Genomic DNA, 11,593 nt, shown 5'->3' with positions numbered 1-11,593 from the left:
GGCGGCCCGCACGTCCGCTACGTCTTGAACGAGAACCCCATGAGTTTCTGATCAATAGCGGTCGACGAGGCGCTGGTAGTCGCTCCAATCGACATAGCCGTCGCTGTCGGTGTCCGTGGCGGCGAACATCTGGTCCAGCTTCATGGTGATCGGGTCAGTGGCGACGGTAGCCATGATCGTCCTTTCGCGGGAGTGACGAGGCGGGCACGTCGACGCGCCCACCCCGAGGCTAGGCGTCAAACCCATCCCAACATCCATGAAAGGGCCATGTCGGGAGCAAGATCGCCCGATGATGCGAACCACCTCCTTGACCGGTGTGACCTCGGGCGGATCGGGTATCACATGGCGTTCTTGCGCTGGCTGTCGCAGGCTGGCGGCATTCGAACAGCGCCCCGGCCCACGCTGCTGCTCAATGCCCGTGTGGTCACCTCGCTCGGCGACATCGCGGTTCGCCTCGAAGAAGACCGCGCGCCCAACACGGCCAAGAACTTCGTCGGCCTGGCAACTTCCCAATCTCGACGTCAAGCCTCTGGCTCGAGATAGATGGCTGGTTTGTGGCCAATCGTGATCTTCCGCCACTCGGAAGGCTAGGCTCCCTTGAGCACTCTAAGTAGTCGCAGCGGAGCCCAGTGTGTCGACATTCGCCTGGCTTCGCTCTGAGGTAAAGGAGCCCTCTGTGGCCGACGTAATCGACACAGCTCTGGTGGATGCGGCGAAGAAGGAAGGGGCTATCAGCAGCGCCGGGATGCCGGACAGTTGGGCGAACTGGAAGGGGACCTGGGCGGAGCTGACCTCCCGCTACGGTCTCAAGCACACCGACAGGGACATGAGCTCCGCCCAGCAGCTTGCCGGGTTCGAGACCGACAGGAGCGGCGCCGACATCGGCGACGTCGGTGACGCTTTTGGCTCCATCGCGGTCGCCAAGGGCGTGACCCAGCCGTTCAAGCCGAGTACCTGGGATCAGATTCCCGCCTGGGCGAAGGACGCCGACGGGCACTGGATGTTGGCGTACACCGGCACCATCGCATTCATCGTCGACAAGCAGATGGTCAAGGAGGGTGAACGCCCCGCGGCGTGGCACGAACTGGAGAGGGGCGGGTACACGGTGGCCATCGGCGACGTCGGTACGGCGGCGCAGGCGTCCGCCGGCGTCCTGGCAGCGGCCATCGCCTACAAGGGCGACGAGAGCAACATCGCACCCGGCCTGCAGTTGTTCACCAAGCTCGCCCAGCAGAAGCGCCTGTCCCTGGCGGACCCGATGCTCGAAGCCCTGAAGAAGGGCGAGATCGAGGTCGGCGTGCTGTGGGACTTCAACGCCCTCAGCTACCGCGACCACATCGACCCTGACCGCTTCGAGGTCCGGATCCCCTCCGACGGCTCGGTCATCTCCGGATACTCCACCATCATCAACAAGCGCGCCAAGAACCCGAACGCCGCCAAGCTGGCCCGCGAGTTCATCTTCAGCGACGCCGGACAGCTCAACCTCGCCCGCGGTCACGCTCGGCCGATCCGCGCGGAGCACGTGGAGCTGCCGGTCGACGTCCAGGCGAAGCTGCTGCCGAACCAGCAGTACGGAGCAGCCCAACAGATCAAGAATGCCGCGGCCTGGGAGTCCACTCTCAGCAAGCTCTCCGGGATGTGGCAGGAGCAGGTCATCATCGAGATGGAGTAGGTGGAGACGGTCAAGCCGCTGTGACGATTGGGGGCGCTGTGGTGTAGGGAGCTTGGTCCCGGATCATCGCCCACAGGACGTTGTTGCGGCAACGGGCAAGCGCGAGGACGGCCTGCTTTGGTGTGGTGCGTGTCCCTCTCAGACGTTCGGCTGTTGATCACTGAAAACACCCGGAACACCACCTGGAAGGGCAGCCATGGCCGAGTGCTCGGTAACCGTCGACTCCACTGATCAGATGAGCTACAGCGTCAGGGAGTTCATGATCGACAAGAGCTGTAAGGAGTTCACGATCCGCCTCACGTTCTCCGGCAACCTGCCGAAGAACGTGATGGGTCATAACCTGGTCATCAGTAAGACGGCCGACATGCAGGCCATCGCCACCGAGGGCATGAGCCAAGGGCTTGAGAAGGACTACCTCAGGAAGGACAATGCGGCCATCATCGCCTACACCGCAATGATCGGAGCGGAAGAGAAGGAAACGTCCATCACCTTCGAGACCTCCAAGCTGGAGGCCGGCGGGGACTACTCCTTCTTCTGCACCTTCCCCGGGCACATCACGATGATGAAGGGCAAGGTCATCGTGAAGTGACGGCCGTCCCTTCCGGGGCCGGTTCCTCATTGTGTTGCGGGTAACCGGTCCCGGAGGGCTGGGGTAGGTCGTCGTGAAGAGGCAAACGCCGACTGTCAAGCAGCCGGGACGACCGGGGCGGTCTGGAAGAGCATGTGGTCGCGGATCATGGCCCAGAGGACGTTGACACGTCGGCGGGCGAGGGCGATGACGGCTTGCTTGTGGCCCTTGCCTTCCTTCCTCTTGCGGTCGTAGTACGCCTTCGAGATGGGGCAGAAGAACACGCTGACCTGGGTGGAGGTAGAGGGCGCGTTGGAGGCCGCGGTGGTAGCGGCGGGGCCGACGCAGGTTGCCGCTGACTTTCCGGAGTCCCAGGGGACTGGGGCCAGGCCGGCGAGGTCGGTCGCCTGAGGGCAGCTACCCGAACGAGCCGTCCTCGCGGCCGGTGAACCGCGCACAACCGTCATGCTCGAACCGCACCCGCCCGTCGAACGGCGAGGCGGGGTTTGCAGGCCCCGTAGTCCTGGCCGAGCTGCGCGCTCAGCCCAATCCAGAAGCGGCACCCTCCGCACTGGGCGTCGTACCACTAGTCCAGGTAGTCGGGCTGAGCGGTGGAGCGATGCAACGACGCGCCCCACCGCGCATGGCACTCATCGTTGTGCTCTTGATCATCACCCGTCCAAGGCCCACCAAAGGCCATCCCGGCGCCTCCCCGTCTGATCTGAGACCGTCAACCCACCGACAGCCAGGTGATCATTTCATCAACGACGGGGCGAACATTGCCTGATGCGGCACTAGGTCCGTCTGGCGACTTCGGCGGCGTAGGCGTTGTCCTGTCCGCCGATGTGCTTCCAGGAGTCGGCGGTGTTCTGGTGAACGCCGAGCAGTCGGCTGACCATGACGGCGGGCAGCTCGGAGGCCATCTCGACGAGGGCAGTGTTGCGGGCCATGCGTGGCCGGATGCCGAGCGGGTGCAAGCGGCGGACGAGCTGGCTGCGGCTGAGGTGCTGGGCCGGGAAACGGCCCGGGAGTAACCAGCGCTCTCCGGCCGTGTCCGGGGCCATCGCCTGAGCGTGGAGCGTTCGGATGTAGTCATCCAAAGGCGGGGGCATCTGGGCCGGGACCTGCCCCAGTCGGAGCAGCACAGTGCTCGGGGTGATCTCCACGTGTTCGGTGGTGAGGGCGACGATCCGCGACAGGTCCTGGGCGAAGAGGAGAGCGAGGAGCCCGGCCGCTTTGTCGGGCACCGGGATCTCGTCGTCGTGGATGAGCCGGTTGACCATCTGCCAGCGGGTGTCCTGGGCGATGAGCTGGCCGGTGAAGGAGGGGGTGGGAAGTTCGACGGCCAACTGGCGGGTGTGGCCGTTGCGGCTGGTCCAGGCGAGGAAGCCGTGTACCCGCGGGCCGCGGGCGGGGTAGTCGTCCAGCCAGGCGTCCAAATGGTCCTGGGTGCATGTGCTGAGGGCGACGTCCTGGGTGTGGAGCCAGTTGAGCAGCCGGACGACCTGGGTGACGTAGGCGCGGACGCCATGCGCTTGTGCCTGGCTGACCGGGCGGCGTCGAGAGAAGCGACGGAGGCGGCGCAGCAGGTGCCAGGTGACGTATGCCTGGAGCACTTTGCTGCTCTCCGGGGCACGGACTTGTGTGGTCCGTGCCGCGAGCCAGCGTTCGAGGGCGGCGAGTTGCTCGTCGCGTGCTGGCAGGGCGCCGCCGGCGACCAGATGCATGCGGAGGTTGTCGATCACCTTGGCCGGCCGCAGGCCGTCCAAGGTGTCATGGGTAATTGGCCCGCTTCCGGCTGCCAGGGTGCGCAGCGCGCTGAGCCGGGCGGGGCGGCGGTTCAGCCAGTACAGCAGATTGGTGCCGGGCTGCCTCACCAGGGCGTTGAAGACCGGCTCGATGCCGGGGCGCATGCGTCCCTCGACGCTGAGGACGTCTCGAAGGCGAGCGTGGGCAGCACAGTCGGGGCACAGGCCGTAATGGTGCAGGTGGGTGGCTGTGCCGCACTCGCTGCACGGCCGCTTGCGGGCCGGGTGGTGGCGCCAGCAGGTTGGGCACAGTTCGTCGCCGTTCGGTGCGATGCCGTGGATGCGCAGCGTCCGGCCGCACTGGGCGCAGGGACGGTGGGTGGCGCCGCAGGACGAACACAGCGGCTCGCCGTCGGCCGTGCGGTAGCTGACCATGTTGTCGCGGTGGCAGGCGACGCAGATGGCACGGGGGCGTCGCTTGCGCGTGCACGGAATACAGAGGGGGGCGTCGGTGGAAATGTGCAGGCATGGGCGCTGTTCCCCGCACTCGCTGCAGGTCGCGGTGGGGTACTGGTGGCAGCGCTCGCACAGCGGGCGGCCGTCTTCGCGGGCCTGGATGTAGCGGCGTTTGCCGCACTGAGCGCAGACTTGGTGGACGACTGGGTTGCGCTGCCGGCAGGCGTGGCACAACGGCAGGCCGTCAAATGTCCGGCCCATCACCGGACGGTCGCGTCCACACCAGGCGCACGGCTCAGCGCGTGCGGCGGAGCGGCACTCGGCGCAGCAACGGAGCCCGTCACGCGTACGCGGCAGCGGCACGTCTCGGCTGCAGTAGGGACAGGCCGGGGTCACCAGATTCACCGCTCCCCGCTCCCGGAGAGCGGCGATGAGGTGCAGGACCTTGACCGGGCCGTGGGCGCCGTGACCGGTCAGCAGGTCGGGGCGGTCCTCCAGGGCCCACAGCAGCTTGCGTTGTCGGGCCGTGACCGGCGCCGCCGCTCGAATGGCTTCGGCAACCGTCTGCTCGGGCAGGTTCGGGCAGATCTGCTGGATGATCCGGCACAGCCCTTCCACCGGGTCGGCGCCGTCGTCCGGGGGGTGAGCACGGCAGCGGGGCCGCCCTTCCCTATCCCGGGTCATGAACTCGTGGCGGCCGCAGACGGAGCAGGGATTCGCCTTGTGGCGGCGTCGCCCCTCGCAGGTGTTGCAGATGCGGGACGCACTACCGGGAAGGACACCGACAAGGCGTCGGGCCTGGCCACAGGTTCCGCAGCGCGGCTGCTGTACGTCTTTGGCGCCCTGCTCGCGCAGGGCACGGATGAGCCGTTCGACGATGGTGGGCGACTCCGACCGCCCCTGCGTCAGCCACGACAGGTCCCCCTGGAGGAGCTCGGCGAGCTTCCGCCGCTGAGTGCCGCGGGGAAACGTGTCTCTCACCACGGACTGGATCAGCTCGGGGGACATGGCCGGTTCGACAGCGACGACCGCGTCCGCGATCACGCCTTCAGGGTCGGTGGCGTAGCGGGGCAGGGCGGAGGCGTCCACGCGCTACTCCCCCGCGGGCGTGATACGGGCCCGCTTGGGCCGGTACTCGCCGACCCCGGCAGCCGTGCTGTCGCCTCCTGCCGCTGCCGCCTTCCTGCCCGAGGCCCGGGCGGCCACCGGTTCGATCAGGTCCTCCATGCGGCACTGGAGGATGTCGAGCAGCGCCATCAGCGTGGTCAGGCTCAGCCGTTCCGGACGCTCCACCACCAGCCGGTAGATCTGGCTGGCTGACAGGTCGATTCCGCGTTCAGCCAGCAGGGGCCGCAGATCGGTGGTGGAAAACATGCCGCGGGTTGCCATGACCTCCCGCAGATGCCACCGGTAGTCCAGTTTCGTCGTCACGTCGTCTCCCTACTGCTCCCGGTGCAGGGCCTTGTCCAAGACCTTGCGCATCATCGTGTTCATGAAGTCCCCGCTCACCCCGGTGTAGAGCGCCGTCGTCGAGGCGTAGCGGTGACCGACCTGCCGTTGGACGAACGCCGGGTCGGCGCCGTCCTCAATCTGATGAGTGACATGGCTGTGCCGCAGACAGTGCGGCACAAGATCGGAGTCCAGCCCAAGGGCTTCGCGGTACTCCGCGAAGCGGTCCTCGATCTCCCGGCTCTGGAGCCGGCCACCGCGCTCGGTGGGCCACAGGGCCGCCCCGGACCTGGCACGGTAGCGGGGCCGGATGTTCGTGACGTAGTCGTCTACCGCTTCCACGGCCCAGGGCATCACGCTCAGGACGGTCCGACGGCGGGGCGCAGAGCCCTTGGACCGCTTGCCGTAGCGGACGTGAAGCGATCCGAACCGGCCCAGCTCCGGCGCCTTCGGATTGCGGTACCAGTCGTTGAGATCCAGCTTCGACGCCTCGGTGCACCGCAGCCCCCAGCCGTAGATGACCTTGAACACGGTGGCATCCCGATACGTGGCCAGCGCCCCTTTGCGGCCGAGTCTGATAGCGCGGTCGACCTGATCGTCGGCGTAGTCGAGGAGAAGCTGGATCTCCTCCCGGGTCATCGGCCGGCGGCCCGCCTTCCCCTCGTAGTCAACAAGGTGTGCGGCGGTGTTCCACTCGTGGCAGATCTGCACCGGGTGGGTGCCGAAGCGCCGTTCGCACTCCTGGGGCCACTGGTAGTGCGGCGAGGTGATGTAGTCGCAGAACTGCCGAACAGCGGTCTGGTAGCCGCGGATCGTCGACTCCGCACGGTGAAGTTCCGCGATCAGGTGCGTCGTCCACTCGTCCATCGCTGCGGCCGACCAGTTCCACGGGTGTGCCCCGGCGAAGTCGTTGAATTGACGCACCACGCGCAGACGGTCACTGATCGTCTTCGCCTGCAGGCGCCGGCCTCCACGCTGCTGCCGCGTCCAGCCTTCCAACATCGCTTCGAACACGGCGTCTTCGGGATGCAGCAGCGTCACGCCGTTCAGCAACACCAGCCGGGCAGAGCCCTCGCTCAAGTCCGTCGTCGTCACGCAGCCCTCTTCCTCAGGGTGCACGAATCATGCATCAGGCGACTGATCCACAGCAAGAGTGCAGGTCGAAAGCCCGCTTCGCTCCCCACCAGGAGGCATGTTGATGCCGCAGATCCCCAGCTCGGACAGCTCAGGTTCACGCATCGAATGCAATTCCCCGGGGTCCCCGCCCTGCACCGAGTGGGCGCAGCCCGGGGCGTGGCATCTGGAACTCGGCGACGTCCAGGCCCTCGCCCTGCCGATCCCGGCGCGCGGGCAGCTCGGCCCCTGGCGGCCCACCGAGGATCTGGTCGACCAGGTCCTCCAGCAGCTCCCGCACCTGCGGCCGTGACCACCCGGCGCCGCCACCTGCCTGCGGTGCCCGCACAACCGGAGCAGCCCGCGGCGCCGGTTCAGTTCCTGAACCGGCGCCACTCCTCGCACTTGGGGCCGCCCGCCCCGTGCGTGCTGTGCGGCACCACCACCCCGCTGAGGTCCCACGCCAAAGAGCCCGCTCAAAGGTCTACGCGGAGCTCTGGGCCTGACCTCTCCTCCAGACGGAGGCCCCCCATGAGCAGCACCCAGCACGACGTCGACACCGCCCTCGCGTACCCGGAGCCGCCGGCCTCGCCGCTCTGGCGCCGCCGCGGCGCGAAGGCCCGCCCGCTCACCGACGCACAGCGCCAGCGCAACCGCGAGCTCCTGGTCCTCGCGCAGCGCACCACCCGACCTCGCTCCCCTCGCTCCACCGAGACTCTGGCGGAGGCCAGCTGATGGACACCAAACACCTCGCCGTCGACGGCTACGTCGACGCCCTCCCTGCTCCCGGACCGAGCGGCACCGTCGCCTTCGAACTGATCGTCCGACCCGCTGACGCGGACACCGCCAGCCCGGATGCCCCGGACATGGTCCTCGTCTGCTCGACCGGCGACCCCCGCATCACCGAGCTGCTCCTGACCGGAATCGAGCTCGGTGACCTGCTGCGCGTCACCGGCACCCTGGTCCAGCCCGACGACCCCGCCGGGCCCGCCCGGCTCACGGTCGACGCGCTGAAGGTCCTGGCCGCCGCGCCGATCCCGGTGCCTCGCGAGCTGGTCTTCGACCGGTACGGACCGTACGTCGTGATCTTCAACGCCGACCGCGACGCCGTGCCCGTATTCCTCGCGTCCGGTGAGTGGGTCGGCGAGGCGGCGAGTGCCGACCTCATCGGCCCGCTGATCGACGCATACGAAGACGGCGGCGGGCGATGAGGACCACCGTCCCCGCACAGCGCACCGTCCTGGAGAGGTTCCCTGCCGGCCACCCCCGCGGTTCCTGGCCCGCCGACGAAGACGCCGCCGCCCAGCGCGATCAGGGCATCGCCACCCACGTCGTGATGGACCTCAGCAGTGACCAGTTCCTCGTAGTCGCCCACACCCCCAGTCAGTAGCACCCGCCACCTTGAGCGCCGTCCCCGTCTTTCCGGCGAGGCGGCCTCGACCTGTTCCGCGCCGCGCCAGCGACGGCGTCCCCCTTCCCTGGGCCTGCCCATTTCGCGAACAGCAGCCCCCGGTCAGCGGTATCCGGACGACGAGACGTGACGACGGACCGGCCGTCGGCGGACGCAATGAGGAACGGCGAGCCGCCAGTCCAAAACCCGGTTTTGAATCCGACGCGCCGCGGTGCTTCCCAGACAGCCGGCACGTGGCATCCTGTCCCGGTCCGCTAGTACCAGCCGACCCGGCTGGGAAGCATACGGAGTATCAGGAGCACCACCCATGGCACGGATCACCGCGCTCATCAACCGCAAGGGTGGGGTCGGGAAGTCGACTCTCACCGTCAACACCGCGGCAATCACCGCCCACGTCCTCGGCGCAGCCCCTGAGGGTGACCCTCACTATGTGGCCGCCGTCTCCGCCGACCCCCAAGGATCGACCACCTGGTGGTCGGAGCGGGTAGGCCACGACCTGCCCTTCTCCTTCGAGCAGATCAACTCCAAGGACGATCTGGAACTGTTCTCCGCTCTGAAGAAGTCCCGCAAGATCAAGCACGCCTTCATCGACACCCCCGGCTGGATGGACCTTCCCGAGGACGAGAAGGAGGAGGCCGGCGATCCGTTCGGAAAGAGCACCGCAGCCGACGCCATGCGTGCTGTGCTGGCCAACGCCGACGACATCATCGTGCCCGTCGAACCCGAGCCGCTCGGGTTCATGCCGACCCGCGACACCATCGAAGAAGTGGTCAAGCCGCTCGGCATCCCCTACCTCGTCGTCATCAACAACTGGGACCCACGCGACGGCGAGGCCGACCTCGAGCAGACCAAGGACTTCGTGCGAGCCCAGGGCTGGAACCTGGCCAACACGGTCGTACGCCACTACAAGGTTCACACCCGGGCAGCACTCGAAGGCACCGTCGTGACCCAGTACAAGAAGAACCGGGTCGCCATGGAGGCCCGCGAAGACTTCTACCAGCTCGCACTTGAACTGGGAGCCGGCAAGAAGGGGGCCCGCTGATGGCGACGAAGAAGCCCTGGGCCGACCTCCTCGACGGACCCAGCAAGCCCGGCAGCAAGGGAGCCTCCGCGGAAGAACCCGCGAAGACGCAGACGCCTCCCACGACCGTCTACATGCACACGCTCGTCGGCAACCCGGAGAACCCCCGAGCCCACGCCGACTACTCGGACGACGACCCTGACTTCCGCGAGCTCAAGGAGTCAATGAAGTCAGTCGGCCAGCTTCAGCCGGCCGTCGCCATGTCCCGCGAAGCGTTCCTGCGCGTCAAGCCCCAGCACGGCCAGGCCGTCGGCGACGCGCAGTGGGTCATCATCCTCGGCAACCGGCGCTTCCATGCCGCCAAGCAACTCGGCTGGACGAAGTTCGAGATCCGGGTCCGAGACCGCCTCGGCAGCGAAGACGACGACAAGCTCGACGAAGCCGTCGTGATCGAGAACATCCACCGCAAGAACATCCCGCCCTACAAGGAGGCGGAGTTCCTGCAGCGGATGCTCGAACGCCACGGTTCCCAGGAGAGGGTCGCCGAGCGCATCGGCAAGTCGCAGATGTACGTGTCCAACCGCCTGGCGCTGCTGAACCTCGCCCCCGAGCTCCGTGATGCCGTCGACACCAAGCAGTTGAAGGTGAAGACGGCAGAGAAGATCGCCAAGGTCCAGGACCCCGAGCAGCAGAAGGCGCTCGCCGCCGAAGAGCTCCGCAAAGCCCAGGAACCGAAGGCGCCTCGCAAGCGCGCCGTCACCCCCGCACCCTCGCGGGTTCAAAACCCGGTTTTGAACGAGATCGACAGCATCGGGGGAACACCCGCTGCCGAATCCCCTGCCCATGCCCGTCCTGATGTCGTTGTGCCAGAGCCCCGACCCCACGAGACCGGCCCCGAAAGCATGCTGACGGCCATGCCGTGGCACGACGGAGAGGCTCTCATGGACATGGCGTTCGACCGGCTTGATGCCACGCAACGAAGCGCGTTCATGCTCCGCTACTTCCGCCGCATCAGCGGACTCGAGGCCGTCATCGCAGATCTGCGGGGAGACCTGCCCCCGCAGAACCGTGCGTCGCTCGCCAGCATTCTCCAGCAGGTGGCCGCTGGGCTCGTGCGTGACTGACACGCGTAAGAAGCCCGCCTGCCTCCCACCGGGAGCAGGCGGGCTTCCCCATGTCCTGACGCGGCTGACTGAACTGACCTCAAGCGTCAGCGCGCAGCCAGCCTGGGATGGTGCGCCTACTGACACCAGACAAGGCCTGCAGCCTGGTCGGCCCGAGCCCTTCCTCGTGAGCTTGCCGCAACAGCACACGGAGCCGGTCGTCGATGGCCGCGAGCTCGCACTGCTTCACGTACCTCTCGACTCCAGCCATTCCGAGGACCTCCGCAGCACTGAGCGCAGGGGCGGGATTCGCCTTCTCCCACTCGTACAAGTCATCACAAAACTCACGCCACCTGTACGGCTCGGGAGGAGGCATCCTCCAACTCTCGGCCTGCTGGGTCCGCTCATGTAGTTCCTCGGGTGGCACCGCCTCAGCCCGAAGGGTCTGCGGTGGAGTGACGTCTTTCCACGCAACCGGCAGCCTCCCGGAAATCCCCCCTTCCTGCCCACCATCACGAGGGAAGCAACGAGCACATGCGCGGCGCAGCATCTCCAGATCGTGAACCGGCAAGACACAGAGCTCATCTGGGTACCGACACAGGACGGGAACCGAGTAGGCCAACGAGTACGCAGCATGCACTGAGCGGAAGCCGCAAAGATCATCATTCAGGTGGGGAGTCACCCGAAGGAGAGGCCAGGACCACCGGACCGCCTCCCGCGCAGCCTGGTCCCGGCTCTCGAACACGTCGTACTCCTGCGCGCGCAACGCCGTAATGAGCTGACGAACCGGAGCGGCATCAGGCCACTCCTCCACCAGTGCTTCCCACACAGGCAGGCACCCCTTCTCAGTCCATGAGGGAAGCGCTTCCCGCTCCCATACCCCCATCAACGGCCAGAAGCCACCGGACGGCACGCCCACGCAGGGATCTAAGGTCCAGCCAGCACCGCGGAGGGGCCCGAGTCGCGCCGCGCGCGACCCAAAACCCGGTTTTGAAACCAGCCCTCTCCAAGTCGTCTTGCGCTCGCGGGACGGCATTCGCCACGCCCCCGAG

The 11,593-nt window shown here is 67.2% G+C and carries 13 protein-coding genes and 1 pseudogene; 9 read left to right on the top strand and 5 right to left on the bottom strand.

Features of this window, described 5'->3' with window-relative positions:
• Positions 1-51: 51 nt before the first annotated feature.
• Positions 52-246, bottom strand: coding sequence for an EF-hand domain-containing protein (locus tag BJP40_RS33705; RefSeq protein ID WP_143065992.1), 195 nt, complete (start codon positions 244-246; stop codon positions 52-54).
• A 96-nt stretch (positions 247-342) separates the two neighbouring features.
• On the opposite strand from BJP40_RS33705, the gene BJP40_RS34995 reads away from it, so the two are divergent.
• From BJP40_RS34995 to azu, 3 genes are all read left to right on the top strand, one after another.
• Positions 343-543, top strand: a complete 201-nt coding sequence (locus tag BJP40_RS34995) for a peptidylprolyl isomerase (protein WP_218153230.1) — start codon at positions 343-345, stop codon at positions 541-543.
• A 133-nt stretch (positions 544-676) separates the two neighbouring features.
• The gene (locus BJP40_RS22760; RefSeq protein ID WP_218153229.1) at positions 677-1,672 is read left to right on the top strand and encodes an ABC transporter substrate-binding protein; all 996 of its coding nucleotides are present in this window, start codon (positions 677-679) and stop codon (positions 1,670-1,672) included.
• Positions 1,673-1,868: 196 nt separating this feature from the next.
• The gene (gene azu, locus BJP40_RS22755; RefSeq protein WP_071281963.1) at positions 1,869-2,261 is read left to right on the top strand and encodes an azurin; all 393 of its coding nucleotides are present in this window, start codon (positions 1,869-1,871) and stop codon (positions 2,259-2,261) included.
• A gap of 95 nt (positions 2,262-2,356) precedes the next feature.
• Here the strand turns inward: azu and BJP40_RS35855 are convergent.
• The 4 genes and pseudogenes from BJP40_RS35855 to BJP40_RS22740 all read right to left on the bottom strand — a co-directional run.
• Positions 2,357-2,521 (bottom strand): annotated as a pseudogene (locus BJP40_RS35855) (IS110 family transposase); the annotation flags it as partial.
• Positions 2,522-3,034: 513 nt separating this feature from the next.
• On the bottom strand, positions 3,035-5,533 hold the full coding sequence (locus BJP40_RS22750; protein WP_071281961.1) for a hypothetical protein: 2,499 nt from the start codon (positions 5,531-5,533) through the stop codon (positions 3,035-3,037).
• Positions 5,534-5,536: 3 nt separating this feature from the next.
• Positions 5,537-5,875, bottom strand: a complete 339-nt coding sequence (locus tag BJP40_RS22745; RefSeq protein WP_177204448.1) for a helix-turn-helix transcriptional regulator — start codon at positions 5,873-5,875, stop codon at positions 5,537-5,539.
• Between the two features lie 9 nt (positions 5,876-5,884).
• Positions 5,885-6,988: a tyrosine-type recombinase/integrase gene (locus tag BJP40_RS22740; protein WP_071281959.1), complete on the bottom strand. Its 1,104-nt coding sequence runs from the start codon at positions 6,986-6,988 to the stop codon at positions 5,885-5,887.
• Positions 6,989-7,091: 103 nt separating this feature from the next.
• Between BJP40_RS22740 and BJP40_RS22735 the strand changes: the two genes are divergently transcribed.
• The 6 genes from BJP40_RS22735 to BJP40_RS22710 all read left to right on the top strand — a co-directional run bounded on the left by BJP40_RS22735 (position 7,092) and on the right by BJP40_RS22710 (position 10,562).
• The gene (locus BJP40_RS22735; RefSeq protein WP_143065991.1) at positions 7,092-7,319 is read left to right on the top strand and encodes a hypothetical protein; all 228 of its coding nucleotides are present in this window, start codon (positions 7,092-7,094) and stop codon (positions 7,317-7,319) included.
• Positions 7,320-7,537: 218 nt separating this feature from the next.
• A complete protein-coding gene (locus tag BJP40_RS22730) occupies positions 7,538-7,741 on the top strand; it encodes a hypothetical protein (protein ID WP_071281955.1) in 204 nt (67 codons plus the stop codon).
• Positions 7,741-8,217 (top strand): hypothetical protein, encoded by a 477-nt coding sequence (locus BJP40_RS22725; RefSeq protein ID WP_071281954.1) that lies wholly within the window; start codon positions 7,741-7,743, stop codon positions 8,215-8,217. Before BJP40_RS22730 ends, BJP40_RS22725 begins: the two co-directional genes overlap by 1 nt.
• Complete coding sequence (locus tag BJP40_RS22720) at positions 8,214-8,396, top strand: hypothetical protein (protein ID WP_071281952.1); 183 nt, start codon at positions 8,214-8,216, stop codon at positions 8,394-8,396. Before BJP40_RS22725 ends, BJP40_RS22720 begins: the two co-directional genes overlap by 4 nt.
• Before the next feature lie 328 nt (positions 8,397-8,724).
• Positions 8,725-9,459 carry a ParA family protein gene (locus BJP40_RS22715; RefSeq protein ID WP_071281950.1) on the top strand — a complete coding sequence of 245 codons (735 nt, stop codon included), beginning with the start codon at positions 8,725-8,727 and terminating at the stop codon, positions 9,457-9,459.
• A complete protein-coding gene (locus BJP40_RS22710; RefSeq protein WP_071281949.1) occupies positions 9,459-10,562 on the top strand; it encodes a ParB/RepB/Spo0J family partition protein in 1,104 nt (367 codons plus the stop codon). The genes BJP40_RS22715 and BJP40_RS22710 overlap by 1 nt, the downstream gene beginning before the upstream one ends.
• The last annotated feature ends 1,031 nt before the right edge of the window (positions 10,563-11,593 follow it).

Source organism: Streptomyces sp. CC53, from assembly GCF_001865245.1.
Lineage (GTDB): Bacteria > Actinomycetota > Actinomycetes > Streptomycetales > Streptomycetaceae > Streptomyces.
This window is presented reverse-complemented; position numbering and strand designations above follow the sequence as displayed.

What these genes read in the sequence shown, in the direction of transcription:
- BJP40_RS22710 (WP_071281949.1), top strand. Translation starts at nt 9,459, where the DNA reads ATGGCGACGAAGAAGCCCTGGGCCGACCTCCTCGACGGACCCAGCAAG.
- BJP40_RS33705 (WP_143065992.1), bottom strand. Translation starts at nt 246, where the DNA reads ATGGGTTTGACGCCTAGCCTCGGGGTGGGCGCGTCGACGTGCCCGCCT.
- BJP40_RS34995 (WP_218153230.1), top strand. Translation starts at nt 343, where the DNA reads ATGGCGTTCTTGCGCTGGCTGTCGCAGGCTGGCGGCATTCGAACAGCG.
- BJP40_RS22735 (WP_143065991.1), top strand. Translation starts at nt 7,092, where the DNA reads ATGCCGCAGATCCCCAGCTCGGACAGCTCAGGTTCACGCATCGAATGC.
- BJP40_RS22715 (WP_071281950.1), top strand. Translation starts at nt 8,725, where the DNA reads ATGGCACGGATCACCGCGCTCATCAACCGCAAGGGTGGGGTCGGGAAG.
- BJP40_RS22725 (WP_071281954.1), top strand. Translation starts at nt 7,741, where the DNA reads ATGGACACCAAACACCTCGCCGTCGACGGCTACGTCGACGCCCTCCCT.
- azu (WP_071281963.1), top strand. Translation starts at nt 1,869, where the DNA reads ATGGCCGAGTGCTCGGTAACCGTCGACTCCACTGATCAGATGAGCTAC.
- BJP40_RS22730 (WP_071281955.1), top strand. Translation starts at nt 7,538, where the DNA reads ATGAGCAGCACCCAGCACGACGTCGACACCGCCCTCGCGTACCCGGAG.
- BJP40_RS22720 (WP_071281952.1), top strand. Translation starts at nt 8,214, where the DNA reads ATGAGGACCACCGTCCCCGCACAGCGCACCGTCCTGGAGAGGTTCCCT.